A 19,159-nucleotide genomic window follows, 5' to 3' on the forward strand; every position below is an offset into this window, starting at 1 on the left:
ACGCGTCGCGCCGTCGGCCCCGTGCCCCGGCCGTACCGCGTCGCCCGGCACGGCCACCGCCGGAGCCGGCGCCGCCCACCCCGTACCGAAGACCTGCCGCAGCAAGGAGCGACCGTCGTGAGCGACCACCGCGCACAGCACACCGACGCGTGGAGCGAGCCGACCGCCGCGTACCCGACGGAAGGCACCGGCCCCGCCGACCAGTCGGCCCCCGCGCCCGCCGCGCCCGTCACCCCGGCCGACGCGGCCGACGCCGCCCGGCTCGTCGCCTTCGGGCTCCAGCCCAAGCTGCTCCCCGCCCGCGACGCCGAATACGCCGAACTGCTCCGCCGCTACCGGGAGGCGCCCGCCTTCGCCCGGCTCGCCGACGCCGTGGCGACCGGGCTCGGCCTGGTCGTGCTGGAAGTGTCCACCCGCGCCGGCATGGCCGTCACCGCCGCCGAGGACTCCGTCTTCGCCGTCCGCATGGGCGACTACGCCCGCCGCGCCTCGTCCGACTCCGCCGACCGCTTCCTGCACGGGCTCGCCCACCTCGCCGTCGCCGCGATGGCCTTCCCCCGCCCCGAGGACCTCGCCGACGACGCGTACATCGGCCGGATCACCGTCAACGGCGTCGACTCCTTCGTCCGCCAGGCGTGCCACCGCCTGGAGGAGCGCGCCGAGGAGCACGGGGACAACACCGACCCCGCCACCGACGCCCCCGGACTCGAAGCAGCCTGGCGGATCTACGCCCGGCGCAGCTCCACCGGCGCCACGAAGGACGCCCGGCGACTGGCCGGTTCCACCACCGGCATCGTCGGCAAGGCCGTCGCCTTCCTCACCGACTCCGGCTTCCTCCAGCGCACCGGCGACGACGCCGGGGGCGCCTTCCGCACCACCGCCCGCTACCAGCTCCAGGTCCGCGACATGGCAGGCAGCGCCGCCATGGCCGAACTGCTGGACCTGGGTGTCGTACCGGTCACCGACGGCACGGCGACGCTGCTCCCGCCGCCCGACCCCGACGACCTGGAGCTGGCCGCCGACGCGGGCCTGCCCTTCCACGCCTGACCGGCCCGCCCCACCCCCGTCCTCCCCCCGCTGCCTGAACGACGAGAGTCCGCCGCCATGTACGAGCTGTCCCGGGTCCGCCTCTACTCCATCGGGCCTGCCGGTGCGCGCTACGCCGACACCGTGCTTGACCTGCGCGGAGTGGGCGAGCCCGTGCCCAACCCCGCGCCGGCCCAGGCGGAGTTCTTCGAGGAGGAGCCCACCGGCCCGCCGCGTCGGCCCGCCCCGGCCGGGGTGCTCTTCCTGGAGAACGGCGGCGGCAAGTCCGTACTGCTCAAGCTGATCTTCTCGGTCATGCTGCCCGGCCACCGCAACACCCTCGGCGGCGCCAGCTCCGGCGTGCTGCGCAAGTTCCTGCTCGCCGACGACTGCGGCCATGTCGCCCTGGAGTGGCAGCACACCCTCACCGGCGAGTGCGTGGTCGTCGGCAAGGTCAGCGAATGGCGCGGACGGCAGGTCTCCAACGACCCGCGGAAGTTCGCCGAGGCCTGGTACTCCTTCCGGCCGGGCCCGGGTCTCAGCCTGGACTCCCTGCCGGTCGCCGAGGCGACATCCGTACGACGGCCCGTCGAAGGCGTCTCCGGCGCCCAGGGCAGACGGCGCACGATGAAGGGCTTCCGCGACGCCCTCACCGAGGCGGGCAAGTTCTACCAGCACCTCGACGTGCACTGGGAGGAGATCCACGACCGCTGGAACGAACACCTCGGAGACCTCGGCCTCGATCCCGAACTCTTCCGCTACCAGCGCGAGATGAACGCCGACGAGGGCGAGGCGGCCGGACTCTTCGCGGTCAAGAAGGACTCCGACTTCACCGACCTGCTGCTCCGCGCCGTCACCGACACCCGCGACACCGACGGCCTCGCCGACCTGGTGAGCGGCTTCGGCAACAAGCTGGGCCGCCGCGCCGAGCTGACCGCCGAGCGCGACTTCACCGCGGGCTCGGTCGACCTCCTCGGCCGGATCGTCGAGGCTGCGGACACCCGCTCCCGTGCCCGGGACATCCACGCCGGAGCCGAGCGCCGCACCCGTACGCTCGCCCGCAGGCTCGCCGCCCGCGCCGGAGAGGAACGCGGCCGGACCACCGAGCTGGCCCAGCAGGTCACGGGCGCCGCGCACACCGTCACCACGGCCGAAGAGGCCCGCGGCCGCAGCGCCCTGATCGCCGCCGAACTCGCCTACCGGCACGCCTCCCTGGCCCTCACCGCGGCGGAGAAGGGCGCCGCCGCCCAGCGCCGCGAACTGGGCGACGCCCGCACCCTGCACTCCGCCTGGCAGGCCGCCGAGGCCGTACTGCGCCATCGCGCCGCCGCCGACCGCTCCGCACGGGTGGCCGTCGCCATCCGCGAGGCCGAACGGGACGCCGCGCCCGCGCTCGCCGCCCGCGCCGAGGCCGCCGCCGACCTCGTCCGGGCGCTGCACACCGCCGCCGAGGCCGGTGAGACCCGCGCCAACGAGGAGGAGGAACGCTCCGACACCCTCCAGGCCGCCGGCGAGACCGCCCACCGGGACGCCACCACCGCCGCCACCGAGGCCCAGCGCGCCCGCAGCGAAGCCGGACATCTGCGCCAGCGCCTCGCCGAGGTCGAGCAGGAGACGGCCCAGGCGGTACGGGCGGGCTGGCTCGACGACACCGCCCCCGACGCCGACCCGGCGCGCGCCGCCCTCGCCGCCAGCGACGCCGAGACATCCGCCGTCGCCGCCTGGGACACCGCGAGGGAGGCCGCCCGCGCGGCGGCCGACGCGGCCAGGCAGGCCGCGGCCGCCGACAGCCGCGCCGAACTCGCCGCGGCACGCGCCGCCGACGCCGCACAGGCCGCGGAACAGTCCTACGAGGCCGAGCTCAGGGCCGCCGAGTCGATCGCCGCCGACCACCGGCTGGCCGACCTGCTGGGCCTGCCCGCCGCCCAGGGCACCGGAGTGCCCCGCCCCCGCCGCTCCGCGACCGGAACGGACACGGACCCCGACACCCCGCACGGCGCCGACACCGGCCCGGCCGCGACCGACCGGCCCGCCGGCACGGAGTCTCCCGGGCGTCCGGGAGACCCGGCCCACGCGGCACAGGGCACCCGGACCGCCACGGCCGAGCAGACCACTGCCCACGAACAGCCGCTCACCGCCCAGGAGTTCGACCGCAGCGCCGACGAACTGCGGGAGCTGCTCGACCAGTCCATCGCCTCCGCCGAACGCCGCCTCTTCGAGCTGCGCACCGCCGCCGCCGACGACTCCCGCATCCTCGGCGCGCTGGGCGACGGCGGACTGCTGCCGCCCGGCCCCGACGTCCTCGCCACCGTCGAGTACCTGGGCGAGCACGGCATCCCCGCCCTGCCCGGCTGGCGCTACCTCGCCCAGGCCGTCGACCCCGCCGACCACGCGGCCGTCCTCGCCGCCCGTCCCGAGCTCGTCGACGGCGTGGTCATCACCGACCCCGACTCGCACGCCCGCGCCCGGGAGGTCCTCAGCGGCGCGGCCCTGCTGCCGCGCTCCGCGGTCGCCGTCGGCACCGCCGCCGCGCTGCTCGCCCCGGTCCCGGCGGCCGACGAGGGCCGGGCGGCGAGCACGGAAGGCGTGTTCCTGGTCCCGCCGAACCCGGCGATGCACGACGAACACGCGGCCGACGAGGAGCGGCAGGCCCTCAGGAGCAGGGCCACGGCCCGCGACGAGGACATCCGGACCCTCGCGGCCCGCCTCACCGCCGACCGCTCCCTCGCCGCCCGCATCGGCTCCTGGCGGGCCGACTGCCCGCCCGGCATGCTCGCCGAACTCGCCGAGGCCGCCCGCACCGCCCGCACCGCGGCGGAGACCGCCGAGGCCGAGCTCGCCGAAGCACGCACGGTGCGCGCCGAGGCCGACGAGGCCGCCGCGGACACCGCCCGCGTCCGCGACGAGCGCCAAGAGGCCGCCCAGCGCGCCCGCCGCGCCGCCGACGCCCTCGCGGGCCTCGCCCACCGGCTCCGCGAACGCGCCGGCTGGCAGGCGAAACTCCGCGAACTCGTCGACGAGGCCGCCGAGTCCGAAGCCCGTGCCACGGTCTGCCTGGACCGGGCCCGCGCCGCCGACGAGGACCGCAGGGCCGCCCAGCGCGCCGCCGACGACGCCCGGCGCACGGCCCGCGCCCTGCGCGCCGAACGAGCGGAGATCGCGGGCGCCCCCGAACAGCTCCCGGAGCCCGGGGACGACGGGAACCCGCGCCCCGCGCTCCCCGCCCTGCGCGAGGCGTACCGGGCCGCCTCCCAGCTCTACGAGAAGGTCGGCGTCGGCGCCGATCTGCGCGCCGAGCAGGCCCGCGCGGAAAGCGACGAGAGCGCCGCACTCGCCGAGCTCGACCGGCTCACCAACAAGGTCCGCACCCGCGCCGCCCAGCTCCTCGAAGGCACCGACGGCGCGGACGGCCCCTCCCGGCAGGCGGCCGCCGCACGGGCCGAGTCCCTGGTACAGCTCCTGGAGACCAGGGCCTCCACGGCGAGCGAGCAACTGGGCCGGTTCCGCGGCGAGGCCGAACGCCTGGCCCCGGTCGACGGCGAGTCGCACCACACCGAGCTCCCCGAGGAGCTGGTACCCGCCGACGCCGACCAGGCCCAGACCTTCCTGCGCACCGCCACGGCCGAGCTGGCCGCCGCCACCGCGACCCTGGAGACCGCCCGCGCCGCCCATGCCGAGCTGCTGCACGCCCACCGGACCGCCGAGGACTCGGCAGGCGGCTTCGACGAGACGGCGGCGCTCCTGCGCGACCTGCTCAGGGACCACGGCACGGAGGACGACGCCGAGGCCCCCGAGCCGTACCCCGGCAGCCTGGACGAGGCCCGGCACTCCGCCGCCGAGGCCCGCCGCTCACTGCGCGGCTGTGCCGCCGACCTCTCCGCCGCCGAGAGCGCCGTACGCGAGGCGAGCGACGTCCTCGTACGGCACGCCAACTCCACGCGGTACGAACAGGTCCGCACCCCCGCCCGTCAGCAGATCCGCGAACTGCCGGCCGCGGCGCTGCCCGAGCACGCCGAGAAGTGGGCCGCCGCCTTCGCGCCCCGGCTCCGGGTGCTCACCGACGAACTCGCCCAGCTGGAGCGCAACCGCGACTCCATCGTCGACCGGCTCCGCGGTCTCGTCGAGTCCGCGCTCACCACCCTCCGGTCCGCCCAGCGCCTCTCCCGGCTGCCCGAAGGACTGGGGGAGTGGTCCGGTCAGGAGTTCCTCCGGATCCGCTTCGATGAGCCCGACCAGGCGGTGCTCACCGAGCGGCTCGGCGAGGTCGTCGACGAGGCGACCCGCGCCGCGCTGAAGAAGAACTCGGACCTGCGCAGGGACGGCATGTCCCTGCTGCTGCGCGGTGTGCAGGCGGCCCTGGAACCCAAGGGCATCGCCGTGGAGATCCTCAAGCCGGACGCCGTGCTCCGCGCCGAGCGCGTCCCGGTCGGACAGATGGGCGACGTCTTCTCCGGCGGCCAGCTGCTCACCGCGGCCATCGCCCTGTACTGCACGATGGCCGCGCTGCGCAGCAACGACCGGGGCCGTGACCGGCACCAGCACCGGCACGCGGGCACCCTCTTCCTGGACAATCCCATCGGCCGTGCCAACGCCACCTATCTGCTGGAGCTCCAGCGCGCGGTCTCGGACGCGCTGGGCGTGCAGCTGCTCTACACGACCGGGCTTTTCGACACCACGGCACTCGCCGAATTCCCGCTGGTCATCCGATTGCGCAATGACGCGGACCTGCGTGCCGGACTGAAATACATCAGCGTGGAGGAACATCTGCGCCCCGGACTGCCGCAGCAGGACCCGAACGGGGAGACGGTGCACGGCGAGATCACCGCCACCCGGATGTTCAAGCGTGCCCCGGCCTCCCCCGGGACCGCCGACGCACCCGCTCCCGTCCCCTCCGACGCGTAGACAACCGGAGCGGGAACACCGCACGACGAGCACGCCAAAACGAGCGGGGGCGGCCGACCGGGAACGGGCCCGGGTGCACCGACGGCCGGGAACGGGCCCGGGTGCACCGACCGGCCGTGCGCGGGCACGGGCCGACCGGGACGAGCACGGGCGCGCCGACCCGGGAACGCGCGGCAACGGGCCGATCAGGGACGGGCACAGGCGCGCCGACCGGGAACGACCGGGGAGGGGCCGGGCGACGGCACGCGGGGACGCGCGCCGTCGCCCCGCCCGTGGACCCTCAGGCCCGGGACAGGTTTCCCGCGCCCCGGCGGCGTATCCGCGCCTCGTCCCGCTGTGCGGACCGCTGGGCCCGCCGTGCCCTGCGCCGCTCCCGGCGCAGCTGCCGCGCCGAACTGCTCGGCACCGACACCACGCCGTTGCGCTGGTTCCACACCTGGCGGGTGACCCAGACGTCCAGCACCGACCAGGTCGCGACCACCGTGCTGCCCACGCCGCTCAGCACCATCGGAAAGGCCAGCCAGGACCCGGCCAGCGTGCACAGGAACGCCACCATCGCCTGGATGATCGTCAGCGACATGATGAGGACCGCGCGCACCGCGGAGCGGCGCACCGGGTCCGGCATCCGTCGCCGGGTCGCGGGCTCCTCCACCCACAGCTGCTGACGCGGGATTCTCGCCCCGCCCCCCGCCGCCGAACTCGCCGTCGCGGCCGGTGCCGACCACACCGCGCCCCGACGCTGTTCCGTCTTCAAGGACTCTCAACTCCCCACCGCAGTCCGACTTCAGGGTTGCTGCCCGGCATGCGCCGTTTCTACGCGGGCGGATCAGGCCGTCCTTGCCCCGTGGTGTCCGCACCGCGCCGCCCGCTCGCCGGAGCGGACGGCCCTGCCCCCACCATGATCCCGCTGAACGCGCCCCGGCTCTCCCCGTGTTGCCCCTGTCCCGTACCGAGAGACGAGTGGACGGTCGTGAAGATTCCCCCGAGCCGACGAGAAGCGAAGAGTTCCAGCCAACTGCCCTACCGATCATCATGCAGCTCTGGCTGGTCTCTTCTGCCGCTTTCGCGAATTTCATTGCACGGAATACCAGGACAACCCGTGACCAACACCGGATAGCACGGCTGAAAATCGTCCGGACAGTCCTTCGAGTTGTTACCTCGTCAGTAGTAGGCTCGCGCCGTTTGTTGACGAAACACGACCGCCGCTCCGCGGGGTCGAGCTGGGGGAGTCCATGCGCTTTCGCGGAAAGTCCATCCGCAGGAAGATCGTGGCGCTGCTGCTGGTGCCCCTCGTTTCCCTCACCGGACTCTGGGGATTCGCCACCTATCTGACGGGGCGCGAGGCCCGGCACATGCTGAGCGCGAGCACGATCATGGAAAAGGTCGGCCACCCCCTGGAGAACACCGTCCGCGCCCTGCAGAACGAGCGCCGCCAGACGCTGGTCTTCCTCGCCGACCCCAGGGCCTCCGACGCACTCCCGCTCCTGCAACGCCGGCGCGCGGCCACCGACCGCGTCCTGACCGGCGTCAAGGACAGCGCCCGGCAGAAAGACATCCGTGACGCGCTCAGCTCCGACGACGACGCCCAGCTGAATTCGATCTTCAGCACCGTCGAGGGCCTGGGCGCGCTCCGCGAATCGGTCGACAGGCGCACCATCGACCGTTCCAGGGCGATGGACTTCTACGGCCGGCTCATCGACCCCTGTTACCGCTTCCTGACCGGTCTCCGCACGATGGAGAACGTGTCGATGGACAAGCAGGTCCGGGCACTGGTCGGCGTCTCACGGGCCCGCGAAATGCTTTCCCGCGAGGACGCCCTGGTCTCCTCGTCGCTGATCGCCGGACGGCTCACCGCCGCCGAGCTGCGCCAGATCTCCGACCTCGTGGCCAGCCGCGAGCTGCTCTACGAGATCAACGTAGACGCGCTGCCCGCGGCGGAGCGCCGACGCGTGGAGCAGTACTGGGCGAGCCCCGACAGCGAGCCGCTGCGGACGGCGGAGAAGACCCTCATCGAGGGCGGACCCACCCAGGACCCGCGCTCCGTCGACGCCGAGCGCTGGCAGGAGGCGGCCCCGCCGGTCCTGGAGCGGCTGGCCAACGACTCCACCGAGATGAACCACCGCTTCCAGGACCGCGGCAAGCCCGCCGGCTACCGCGTCCTGATCCAGGCCGGTATCGCGGGCGTCCTCGGCTTCCTCGCCCTGATCGCCTCGGTGTTCGTCTCCGTACGCATCGGCCGCGAGCTGATCCGCGACCTCTCCCGGCTCCGCAAGGACGCCCACGAGGTCTCCGGCGTGCGACTGCCCAGCGTGATGCGCAGACTCGCCGCCGGGGAGCAGGTCGACGTCGAGACCGAGGCCCCGCACCTCCAGTACGAACGCGACGAGATAGGCCAGGTCGGCCAGGCCCTCAACACCTTGCAACGGGCGGCCGTCGAGGCGGCCGTCAAACAGGCGGACATGCGACGCGGGGTGTCCGAGGTCTTCGTCAACCTCGCCCGCCGCAACCAGGTGCTCCTGCACCGGCAGCTGACCCTGCTGGACTCCATGGAGCGCCGTACCGAGAACACCGACGAACTCGCCGACCTCTTCCGTCTCGACCACCTCACCACCCGCATGCGCCGCCACGCCGAGGGCCTGGTGATCCTCTCCGGCGCCGCCCCGTCCCGCCAGTGGCGCAAGCCCATCCAGCTGATGGACGTGGTGCGCGCGGCGGTCGCCGAGGTCGAGGACTACGAACGGATCGAGGTCCGCCGTCTGCCCCGCATCGGTGTCGGCGGCCCCGCCGTCGCCGACCTCACCCATCTGATCGCCGAACTCCTGGAGAACGCCACCGTGTTCTCGCCCCCGCACACCGCGGTCCAGGTGCACGGCGAACGCGTCTCCAACGGCTTCACGCTCGAAATCCACGACCGGGGCCTCGGCATGCAGCCGGACGTCCTCCTGGACGCCAACCTCCGGCTCGCCGAGACCCCCGAGTTCGAGCTCTCCGACACCGACCGGCTCGGCCTGTTCGTGGTCAGCCGTCTCGCCCAGCGCCAGAACGTCCGCGTCTCGCTGCAGACCTCTCCGTACGGCGGCACGACCGCCGTGGTCTTCATCCCGGCGGCGCTGCTCACCGACGCCCCGGAGACGCACGGCACCGGATTCCGTCTCGACCGCCGGGCCGAGCGGGCGATCGGCGGCGGCAGGGCGCCCGGCGAAGCCTCCGGCGGCGACCGGGCCCGCAAGGACGGCGCACCGGACCGCCGGGCCGCCGGGCTCGCCCCCGTTCCGACCGGACTGGTGGACCCCGCCCTCCTGGACGGCCCCGTGGAGCTCGAAGGCCCCGTCGGAGCGCTGGGATTCGAGAACGACCCGCTGCTCGACCCCCTGCTGGACGGCTCCTCCGACATCGACGACACCGAGAGCGAACGAGGCGGTATCTTCCGCGCCCGCGACCTCCGCCGCGACGCCGACCGCGATCAGCACCAGCAGGCCGACGACCAGGGGGCCGAGCAGCCGACCGGCGCACGCCCGACGCGTCCCGTCGGCCCGGTGCCGCTGCCCCGCCGCAAACCGCCGACCCTGATCACCGACAACGGCCGCCGGGTCGACGGGCCGGGCCGCGCCCACCCCGCGACCGCCGAGCACGCCGCCGGGCCCGGCTCCGCCGGCGCGGGCGGACCCGCCACCGACAGCACGCCCCCCGACGCCGACCGCGGACGTCCCGGGGCGGCCACCGAACCCCGGCAGCCCACCGGCTTCCGGAAACCCACCGAGCCCGCCCCACCCGAGAAGCCCGCGACCCCCGGTGCCCCGAGCACCCGGGAGACCGTGGGCGGACTGCCCCGCCGAATCCGGCAGGCCAGCCTCGCCCCGCAACTGCGCGAGGAATCGGGCATCCGCGATGCCGAGCCGGTCCGATCGGAACCGGATACGGACTTCGAGCGTGATGCGGAGGAGGTGCGCAGCCGCATGGCTTCTCTCCAGCGGGGCTGGCAGCGAGGCCGTCGGCAGAACGCCGAGGACGTGACCGGTCCCGGTGACACAGCACAAGGAACCACTCCGGGAGGGGACGGTCGATGACCGCACCGAACGTCGCAGCAACCAACGCCGCACGCCAGGGCTCCGGCCAGCTCAACTGGCTGCTCGACGAACTCGTCGAGCGCGTCGCCAGCATCCACAAGGCGCTGGTGCTCTCCAGCGACGGCCTCGCCACCGGCACGTCGAAGGACCTGACGCGCGAGGACAGCGAGCATCTGGCGGCCGTCGCCTCCGGATTCCACAGTCTCGCCAAGGGCGTCGGGCGCCACTTCGACGCGGGCCGCGTCCGCCAGACCGTCGTCGAACTCGACGAGGCGTTCCTGTTCGTCACCGCGGCCGGTGACGGCAGCTGTCTCGCGGTGCTGGCCGACGCGGACTCCGACGTGGGCCAGGTGGCGTACGAGATGACGCTGATGGTCAAGCGGGTCGGCGCACATCTGGCCAACGCGCCCCGGACGGCCGGTCTGTCCGCCGGGGGGTGAGGGGACGGTGAGCGCTGACTCCTCCAGATCTCCGGCGACGCCCACCGACCCCCGGGCCTCGCGCTGGTACGACGCCGACGCGGGACCGGTGGTCCGTCCGTACGCGATGACCCGGGGCCGTACCAGCAGCGCCTCCCGCCATCGGCTCGACCTGATCGCGGTCGTCGTGCCCGAACCCGAGGCCGACGACCCCGGCCGCGACCAGACGCTCTCCCCGGAACACGTGGAGATCGTCGAACTCTGCAGTGGCATGCCCCAGTCGATCGCCGAACTCGCGGCCGGCCTCGACCTCCCCGTCGGGGTGGTCCGGGTGCTGGTCGGCGATCTCGTCGAGGACGAGCTGGTGCACGTAACCCGTCCCGTTCCGCCGGCCGAGCTGCCGGACGTGAACATTCTTCGCGAGGTGATCAATGGCCTTCGGGCGCTCTAGCCGCAAGAAGCGGCCCGTGGAGCCCGTTACCCTGAAAATCCTGGTGGCGGGCGGCTTCGGAGTGGGCAAGACGACTCTGGTCGGCGCGGTCAGTGAGATCAGGCCGCTGCGCACGGAGGAGAGACTGAGCGAGGCGGGCCGTCCCGTGGACGACCTGGCGGGGGTGGAGACGAAGACCACCACCACCGTCGCCATGGACTTCGGACGGATCACCCTCCGCGAGGACCTGGTGCTGTACCTCTTCGGCACCCCGGGACAGGACCGCTTCTGGTTCCTGTGGGACGAGCTGGCCCAGGGGGCGCTGGGAGCGGTCGTGCTCGCGGACACCCGGCGGCTGGAGGACTGCTTCGCGGCGGTCGACTACTTCGAACGCCGCAGGATTCCGTTCACCGTGGCCGTCAACTGCTTCGAGGGGGCGGACACGTTCGCCACCGAGACGGTGCAGGCCGCGCTGGACCTGGACCCGGAAGTGCCCGTGCTCATGTGCGACGCACGCGACCGGGGCTCGGCACGGGACGTGCTCGTGACCGTCGTCGAGCACGCGGTGGCCCGGGTGGAACGCGTACCGGAGCCGGCCACGACCTGAGGGCCGTCGTCGCACGCCCGCCGGGAATCCCGGGACAGCGCCCGGGTTCCTCCGTGCGGATCCGGCCCGATCCGCACGGAACACCCGGGCACCGGCCCGGGAGACCCCGCCCGCGACGACGGACCGTCAGGACTCCTGGCCCTCCGGGCGGCCGCCGTTCTCGGCGAGCCACTTGGCGGCGGTTTCGGCCAGCTCCCGGTCGCGTCCCGCCAGCATCATCCGGATCATCCGCACATCGCCGCGGAGCGACCAGGCGGGATGCCCGAACGTGGCCGGATTGTTCTTCTCGATCAGGAAGTGCGCGGGCCAGGCGGTCCCGTACCCGATCAGCGGCAGCGCGGCCGCGTACCTCCTGCGCCCCCGTGCCAGACCGTAGGCGGTGACCGCGAGCCCGGTCAGCGTGCCGGTCAGATGGACCCACCGGGTCGCGGCCTTCGAGTGCATCGCCACGTAGTAGGGCCAGAACTCCTCGTACGAATCGAACGTCTGCTGTGACATACGGGCACCGTAACGGCTCGGAGCGCAACCGGAAACGGCCGGACCGCGTCGGAGGAGACGAAGCGGACGACCGGGGCCCACGGGGGTGGTCCCGGCCGTCCGTCTCCGCGCGGAGGCGTCAGTGCCCCGCGACGGACCGCCGGGCGACCGGGAAGTCGAAGTAGGTGTCCGGGAACGGCTCGGGCGTGAAGGTGTAGTGCCACCACTCCTCGGCCAGATTCACGAAACCGGCGTCCACGAGCGTCCTCTTCAGGAACTGCCGGTGGGCGCGCTGCTTCCCCCGGACGCGGGGATCGTCGGTGTGCGAGAGCGTGTCGAAGCAGTCGAACCCGGTACCCATGTCCACGGAATTGTCCGGGAACCGCTCGGCCGCAGGTGCGTAGCACGGCACCTGCGGGCTGCCGGGCCGGTACGGCGGGGTCGGTGCGGCAGGCAGTCTCACCAGCGTCAGATCCACCGTGCTGCCACGGCTGTGCCCGGACTTCTCCGCGATGTAGCCGTCCTCGAACAGCCGTGTCTTGTCGACCCGGGGGTAGAACTCGCCCTTCATGGTCTGGTCGTCGAGGTCCTTCGCCCACCGTACGAAGTGGTCGACCGCCCGCTGCGGCCGGTAGCAGTCGTACACCTTCAGCGAGTAGCCGCGGCGCAGCAGCCGGGTCTGCGCCGCGTGCAGGGCCCGCGCCGCGGGCCGGGTCAGGATGCAGAGCGGGTGTCGGTACCCGTCCACCGGGACGCCCATGAAGGTGTGGGCGGTGGGGTAGCGCATCTCCTGGATGATCGTCGGGTCGACCGAGCTCAGCGCGACGAACTCCTCCGGCGCCTTCGGCTCGGGCCGCGCCCCGGCCGTGGGGGCGGCGGCGGTGACGGCGAGCAGGGCGGCGGCGGTGGCCGCCAGGACACGGAAAGCGGAAGCGAGACCTGTCATGGGCACATAATCCAGGAACGCGGGGGAGCCCGCCGGACGATCGGGTACAGTCCGCGCGTGTCCGCGTCCGAGCACCACCCCCGCAAACCGGCCAGGGACTCCCACTGCGGCAGCTGCGGAGCGCCCTACGCCGAAGCCGCCTCCTGGCCCCGTACCTGCACCGCCTGCGGCGCCACCGCCCACCGCAATCCGCTGCCGGTCGCCGTGGCCCTGCTCCCCGTCACCGGCCGGCACGGCACCGGCCTCGTCGTGATCACCCGCGCCATCCCGCCCCACCGCGGTGGTCTCGCCCTCCCCGGCGGCTACATCGACCACGACGAGGACTGGAAACACGCGGTCGTCCGGGAACTCGGCGAGGAGACCGGCATCGACGCCGACGCACGGGACGTCCGCCTCGCCGACGCCCTCAGCGCCCCCGACGGCCACCTGCTCCTTTTCGGCCTCCTCCCGGAACGCCCCGCGGCCGCGCTCCCACCCTCCCGCCCCACCGACGAGACCACCGGCTTCCGGCTGCTCGGGGAGCCCACCGGGCTCGCCTTCCCCCTGCACACCCACGCCGTCCGCACCTGGTTCGACGGCGGCTACCGCTGACCGCCCGCCGCCGCACCAGGGACCCGCCTACCGGCCCCGCACCCGCGCCGGGCACTCCACCGGCCCCTCCGCACCCTCCCGCTCGACCAGGACCCGCCCCTCCACCCACCGCGACGTGTACCGCTCGACCTCCGCCCGCTCCCAGCCGTCCCCGGCGTCCCGCACCACCAGCCCGCCCCCGCCGCGACCCGCCGCCGGAGCCCACACCTCCAGCTCCGTACCGCCGTCCGCACCCCGCACCGGCAGCACCGCCCCCGCCCGAGCCAGCACCGGAATCCGCGACAGCGGCGCGTCGAGCAGCACCTGACCCGGACCCTCGTACGCCTCACCGGTCGCCGTGTCGTACCAGCGCCCCCGCGGCAACCGCACCGCCCGGCGATCCGTACCGCGCTCCAGCACCGGCGCCACCAGCAGGGCGTCACCCAGCAGGAACGCGTCCTCGCAGTCCCGCAGCGCCCGGTCCCCGGGCGCGCCCCACCACAACGGCCGCACGTACGGCGCACCGGTCAGCGCCGCCAGCCGCGACAGCGTCACGAGATACGGGTGCAGCCGCTCCCGCTCCATCAGCGCGGCCCGCGCGTGTTCGAGCACCTGCGGCCCGAACTCCCACGGCTCCCGCCGCCCGGCATCGATCGCCGCATGGGTACGGAACAAGGGCAGATACGCGCCCAGCTGGAACCACCGCAGATACAACTCGGGCGACGGCGACCCGTCGAACCCGCCCACATCGGGCCCCGAATACGGCACTCCGCACAGCCCCAGCCCCAGCACCAGAGCCAACGAGGCCCGCAGCCCCGGCCAGCCGGTCGCCACATCACCGGACCAGGTGCCCCCGTACCGCTGCATCCCCGCCCAGCCGGAACGCGAGAACAGGAACGGACGCTCCGCGGGCCGCAGCCGGCGCAGCCCCTCGTACCCGGCACGCGCCATCGCGAGCGCGTACACGTTGTGGGCCTCGCGGTGATCGCCCCCGCGCCCCTCCAGAGCGTGCCGCGCCGACCGCGGCAGGGTCGGATCACCGAACGCGGCGAACGACACCGGCTCGTTCATGTCGTGCCACACCCCCGAGAACCCCTGCGCCAGCCGCTCCTCGTACAGACCGCTCCACCACTCCCGCACCCCCGGATCGGTGAAGTCCGGGAACACGCACTCACCCGGCCACATCTCCCCGCGCACCACACGCCCCCGCGCGTCCCGGACGAACGCCCCGCCGTCCCCGACCGCCGCCCCCGCGTCGAACACCGCGTCCCCCGGCTCCGCCTTCACCGCGGGATCGACGATCGACACCAACCGCACCCCGTCCTCCCGCAGCTCCTTCGCCAGACCCGGCAGATCGGGAAAGCGCCCGTGATCGACGGTGAACACCCGGTGGCCGTCGTAGTGGTCGATGTCCAGATGCAGCACGGACAGGGGAAGCCCCCGCTGCCGGTAGCCGGCGACCACCCGCCGGACCTCCCGCTCGCTCCCGAACCCCCACCGGGCATGCTGCGGACCCAGCGCCCAGGACGGGGGCAGTGCCGGGGCACCCGTCAGAGCCGTCCAGCCCTGGAGCACCCGGGCCGGCGTCCCCGTCACCACCCAGCAGCGCAACGGGCCCCCATCCATCCGCACCTCGCACATCCCCGGCCGGTCATGCCCCGAGCCCGCACCCTCCTCGCCCTCGCGCAGAGTCACCTGCCCCGGCCAGGTGTTGTCGTGGAACATCAGATGCGTCCCCGCGTCACCCACCACGAACTGCACCGGCATCGTCAGATACAGCGGATCGTCCCCGGGCCCGAACCGCCCCCCGGGATCGGTGTTCCACAGCCCGTACACACCGTCCCGCAGCCGCGGCCCCGACGCCCGGCCGCCCAGCCCGAAGAACCGCGCGTCCGCCGGTACCTCGGAACGCTGCACCCACCGGGCCCCACCCCCCGCCACCGGCTCCCACCAGCGCGGCGGCAGCTCGCGCCGGAGCACCACCCCGCCCGGAGTACGCAGCTCCACCGCCCCGTGCCGCGACACCGCGACGGTCAACCGCTCCGAGACCACCTGCCAGCCGCCGTCCGTGTCCGGCTCCAGCACCGCCCGGGGATCCGGCTCCGGCGCGGCCCCGGGCAGCGCGTACGACGGCAGCGGCTCCGCCCCGTCCCACCCCCAGAACACCGCACCGCCCACCGCCACCCGCACCCGCAACTCCGAACGCGCGAACCGCACCACGCCCCCGCCCGGCCCCGGCTCCGCCTCCACCACCGGACCGGGCACGCGGGCCCGCTCCGCACCACGCGCGGGCAGCGCCCGCGCATCCGCACTACGGCGGCGCCAGGAGGAGCGCCACGCGCGCAGCCCCCGCACCGAACCGACCATCTTCACCGAGCGCACCAGGTCACGACCGTCCATGCAGCTCACCCTGCCATCCGACGGGGCGGACGAGGGCTCCGTTCAACTTCCGTTCACCCGTGGCCGGACCACATGTCCGGACCCGCGACCATGGGCGGGGAACCCTGGTGCGAAGGACGATCACATGGCATCGTCCCTGACAGCCGCCTCACGCGCACACCCCAGCACGTGCGCGCGACCCACGCCCATCCCGCGTACCCGTACAGCCAGGGAGCCGCCCCATGACCGCCGCAGCCAACGAAACCCCCCTCTGGCAGCCCGGCCCCGACCGCATCGCGGCCGCCGCCGTCACCCGCTTCCAGAGCTGGGCCTCCCAGCGCTACGGAGCACCGGCCGAGGGCGGCTACCCGGCACTGCACCAGTGGTCCGTGGACGCGCTCGACACCTTCTGGCAGGCCGTCGCCGACTGGTTCGACGTACGCTTCTCCACCCCGTACGAGACCGTCCTCGCCGACCGCACCATGCCCGGCGCCCAGTGGTTCCCCGGCGCCACCCTCAACTACGCCGAACACGCGCTGCGCACCGCCGAGGACCCGCTGCGTGCGGACGCCCCCGCCCTGCTCCACGTCGACGAGAGCCACACCCAGGTCCCCGTCTCCTGGTCCGCCCTGCGCCGCCGGGTCGGCTCGCTCGCCGCCGAGCTGCGCGCCCTGGGCGTCGCACCGGGCGACCGGGTCAGCGGCTACCTCCCCAACATCCCCGAGGCCGTCGTCGCCTTCCTCGCCACCGCGGCCGTCGGCGCCGTCTGGACCTCCTGCGCCCCGGACTTCGGTGCCCGCAGCGTCCTCGACCGCTTCCAGCAGGTCGAACCCGTCGTCCTCTTCACGGTCGACGGCTACCGCTACGGCGGCAAGGAACACCACCGCGCCGACACCGTCGCCGAACTCCGCCGCGAACTGCCCACCCTGCGCGCCGTCGTCCACATCCCGCTGCTGGGCACCGAGGCCCCCGAGGGCGCCCTCGAATGGTCCGCCCTCACCTCCGCCGACACCGAGCCCGTCTTCGAGCAGGTCCCCTTCGACCACCCCCTGTGGGTGCTCTACTCCTCCGGCACCACCGGGCTCCCCAAGGCGATCGTGCAGTCCCAGGGCGGCATCCTGCTGGAGCACTTCAAACAGATCGGCCTGCACTGCGACCTCGGCCCCGAGGACCGCTTCTTCTGGTACACCTCCACGGGCTGGATGATGTGGAACTTCCTCGTCTCCGGCCTCCTCACCGGCACCACCCTCGTGCTGTACGACGGAAGCCCCGGCCACCCCGACGTCAGCGCCCAGTGGCGTGTCGCCGAACAGACCGGCGCCACCCTCTTCGGCACCTCCGCCGCCTACGTCATGGCCTGCCGCAAGGCGGGCGTCCACCCGGGCCGCGACTTCGACCTCTCCCGTGTCCAGTGCGTCGCCACCACCGGCTCCCCGCTCCCGCCCGACGGCTTCCGCTGGCTCCACGACGAGGTGGCCGACGACCTGTGGATCGCCTCGGTCAGCGGCGGCACGGACGTCTGCAGCTGCTTCGCCGGAGCGGTCCCCACCCTCCCCGTGCACATCGGGGAGCTCCAGGCCGCCTGCCTGGGCACGGACCTGCGGTCCTGGGACCCGGCGGGCGAACCGCTCATCGGCGAGGTCGGCGAACTCGTCGTCGCCGCACCCATGCCCTCCATGCCCATCCGGTTCTGGAACGACCCCGACGGCAGCCGCTACCACGACAGCTACTTCGACATGTACCCCGGCGTCTGGCGCCACGGCGACTGGATCACGATCACCGAACACGGCTCGGTCATCATCCACGGCCGCTCCGACTCCACCCTCAACCGCCAGGGCGTACGGATGGGCTCCGCCGACATCTACGAGGCCGTCGAGCGGCTCCCCGAGATCCGCGAATCCCTCGTCATCGGCCTCGAAGAGCCCGACGGCGGCTACTGGATGCCCCTCTTCGTCCACCTCGCCGACGGCGCACGGCTCGACGACGAACTGCGCGACAGCATCAAACGGACCATCCGGGAGAACCTCTCCCCGCGCCACGTCCCGGACGAGGTCATCGAAGTCCCCGCCATCCCGCACACCCTCACCGGCAAGCGCATCGAGGTCCCGGTCAAACGCCTCCTCCAGGGCACGGCGCTCGCCAAGGCGGTCAACCCCGGCTCGATCGACAACCTCGAACTCCTCCACTTCTACGAGGACCTCGCCCGCAAGCGCCGCTGACCGCACACACTGTCAGTGCCCCTGATTACTCTGAGTGAGCAATGATCGCAGCGCACTGGGGGAGTCATGGCGCACAACAGGAACAACGGCAACAGCAATCCCGGCAGGACCGCCGGACACCGCAGGTCCGCCGCGTCCATGCGACGCACGCTGCGCCGCGAAGCACCCAGCACCATCGGCCTGTTGGCCGACGAGAGGGACTTCGCGGCGATGCGGTGCTACCGCTCCTTCACCTTCGACGACCACACCGTCTATCTGCGACAGGTCGAGACCCTGCTGAAGGACCTCCGCGCACAGGGCGCCCACGCCACGGTCGCCCTCTTCGACCCGGAGGAGTACGCGGAATTCTGCGCCGAGTCCGGACTCGCACCCGACGACCCGGCCAACCGCAGCCGCTTCACCGCCCGGATCGCCTCGGCCGGAGCCACCGTCGCCTACACCGGACAACCCATCGACACCCTGATCCCGCTCCTGATCGGCCGAGCCGTCCGGCGCGCCACCTGGGAGTACGCCACGACGCTCCTGGCCGGCGTCGGCCCGTGCGCGGACTGCGGCCAGGACGTCGGCCACGCCTCCTTCGACCGGGCCTCGCACCTCCTGCACCGCATCCTGGAGACCGCCGGCCCCGGCACCCACCACCTGGTCTGCAGCACCCCCGCCGACGAGGAGCACCTGATCGCCGTCCTGCACACCGAGCGCGACTCCACCGGACCGGCCCGGCTCGAACCGGAGGAGGGGGCGGAGTTCGTCATGGTGCTCGCCGTCGCCATCGCCCTGGAGAAGCCCGGGGGAGTCGTGCTCCGTACGAGCAGCCCCGGCGCCCAGGACCGGGTGCACGGCTGGCGGCTGATCCGAGGCGGCCTGGTCCCGCTCAGCGCCGGCGAGGTCTTCAGCGCCTACTGCACCGACGCCGACACCGGCGAGCCGGTCGCCCCGGAGTCCCATGTGGAGTACTGCGCCGGCTTCGACCTCGGCGCGGACGAACCGGAAGCCCACCACTGACATGCCGGAGGGGGGGTGCCCCCCCCCACGGCGGGGGGCCCCCCCCCCCCCACAAACCCCGCAGCGCAAAAAACCCCGCAGCACCCCCACGGGCGCGCCCCCCCCCCCCCCGCGC

At 73.6% G+C, this 19,159-nt stretch carries 13 protein-coding genes; 9 read left to right on the forward strand and 4 right to left on the reverse strand.

From position 1 onward, the window contains the following. Positions 1-117: 117 nt before the first annotated feature. Positions 118-1,047 carry a hypothetical protein gene (locus ACFVFH_RS33685; RefSeq protein WP_383776109.1) on the forward strand — a complete coding sequence of 310 codons (930 nt, stop codon included), beginning with the start codon at positions 118-120 and terminating at the stop codon, positions 1,045-1,047. 57 nt (positions 1,048-1,104) lie between these two features. Then, on the forward strand, positions 1,105-5,928 hold the full coding sequence (locus ACFVFH_RS33690; RefSeq protein ID WP_383776111.1) for a hypothetical protein: 4,824 nt from the start codon (positions 1,105-1,107) through the stop codon (positions 5,926-5,928). A gap of 280 nt (positions 5,929-6,208) precedes the next feature. Here ACFVFH_RS33690 and ACFVFH_RS33695 read toward each other — a convergent pair whose 3' ends face one another. Beyond that, positions 6,209-6,682 (reverse strand): hypothetical protein, encoded by a 474-nt coding sequence (locus ACFVFH_RS33695; protein ID WP_383776112.1) that lies wholly within the window; start codon positions 6,680-6,682, stop codon positions 6,209-6,211. A 478-nt stretch (positions 6,683-7,160) separates the two neighbouring features. Here ACFVFH_RS33695 and ACFVFH_RS33700 point away from each other — a divergent pair, with 478 nt between their 5' ends. From ACFVFH_RS33700 to ACFVFH_RS33715, 4 genes are read left to right on the forward strand one after another with little or no spacing between them, the layout of a single operon-like run. Next, entirely contained in the window at positions 7,161-9,995 is a 2,835-nt protein-coding gene (locus ACFVFH_RS33700; RefSeq protein ID WP_383776114.1) for a nitrate- and nitrite sensing domain-containing protein, read from the forward strand. Next, on the forward strand, positions 9,992-10,435 hold the full coding sequence (locus ACFVFH_RS33705; protein ID WP_383776116.1) for a roadblock/LC7 domain-containing protein: 444 nt from the start codon (positions 9,992-9,994) through the stop codon (positions 10,433-10,435). Before ACFVFH_RS33700 ends, ACFVFH_RS33705 begins: the two co-directional genes overlap by 4 nt. Before the next feature lie 7 nt (positions 10,436-10,442). Then, positions 10,443-10,865 carry a DUF742 domain-containing protein gene (locus ACFVFH_RS33710; RefSeq protein ID WP_383776119.1) on the forward strand — a complete coding sequence of 141 codons (423 nt, stop codon included), beginning with the start codon at positions 10,443-10,445 and terminating at the stop codon, positions 10,863-10,865. Continuing rightward, the gene (locus ACFVFH_RS33715) at positions 10,846-11,451 is read left to right on the forward strand and encodes an ATP/GTP-binding protein (RefSeq protein ID WP_383776121.1); all 606 of its coding nucleotides are present in this window, start codon (positions 10,846-10,848) and stop codon (positions 11,449-11,451) included. The genes ACFVFH_RS33710 and ACFVFH_RS33715 overlap by 20 nt, the downstream gene beginning before the upstream one ends. 126 nt (positions 11,452-11,577) lie before the next feature. On the opposite strand, the gene ACFVFH_RS33720 is transcribed toward ACFVFH_RS33715, so the two are convergent. Continuing rightward, positions 11,578-11,949: an Mpo1-like protein gene (locus ACFVFH_RS33720; protein WP_383776124.1), complete on the reverse strand. Its 372-nt coding sequence runs from the start codon at positions 11,947-11,949 to the stop codon at positions 11,578-11,580. A gap of 118 nt (positions 11,950-12,067) precedes the next feature. Continuing rightward, entirely contained in the window at positions 12,068-12,874 is an 807-nt protein-coding gene (locus ACFVFH_RS33725; RefSeq protein WP_383776126.1) for a M15 family metallopeptidase, read from the reverse strand. A 57-nt stretch (positions 12,875-12,931) separates the two neighbouring features. On the opposite strand from ACFVFH_RS33725, the gene ACFVFH_RS33730 reads away from it, so the two are divergent. Beyond that, on the forward strand, positions 12,932-13,465 hold the full coding sequence (locus ACFVFH_RS33730) for an NUDIX domain-containing protein (protein ID WP_383776128.1): 534 nt from the start codon (positions 12,932-12,934) through the stop codon (positions 13,463-13,465). Between the two features lie 27 nt (positions 13,466-13,492). Here ACFVFH_RS33730 and ACFVFH_RS33735 read toward each other — a convergent pair whose 3' ends face one another. Then, a complete protein-coding gene (locus ACFVFH_RS33735) occupies positions 13,493-15,844 on the reverse strand; it encodes a glycoside hydrolase family 31 protein (RefSeq protein ID WP_383776131.1) in 2,352 nt (783 codons plus the stop codon). Positions 15,845-16,065: 221 nt separating this feature from the next. Here ACFVFH_RS33735 and ACFVFH_RS33740 point away from each other — a divergent pair, with 221 nt between their 5' ends. Together ACFVFH_RS33740 and ACFVFH_RS33745 are read left to right on the forward strand one after the other, a co-directional pair. Beyond that, positions 16,066-18,042: an acetoacetate--CoA ligase gene (locus tag ACFVFH_RS33740; protein WP_383776133.1), complete on the forward strand. Its 1,977-nt coding sequence runs from the start codon at positions 16,066-16,068 to the stop codon at positions 18,040-18,042. Positions 18,043-18,108: 66 nt separating this feature from the next. Further along, a complete protein-coding gene (locus ACFVFH_RS33745; RefSeq protein ID WP_383776135.1) occupies positions 18,109-19,044 on the forward strand; it encodes a hypothetical protein in 936 nt (311 codons plus the stop codon). Positions 19,045-19,159: the final 115 nt, after the last annotated feature.

It is taken from the genome of Streptomyces sp. NPDC057697, from assembly GCF_042799335.1.
GTDB lineage: Bacteria > Actinomycetota > Actinomycetes > Streptomycetales > Streptomycetaceae > Streptomyces.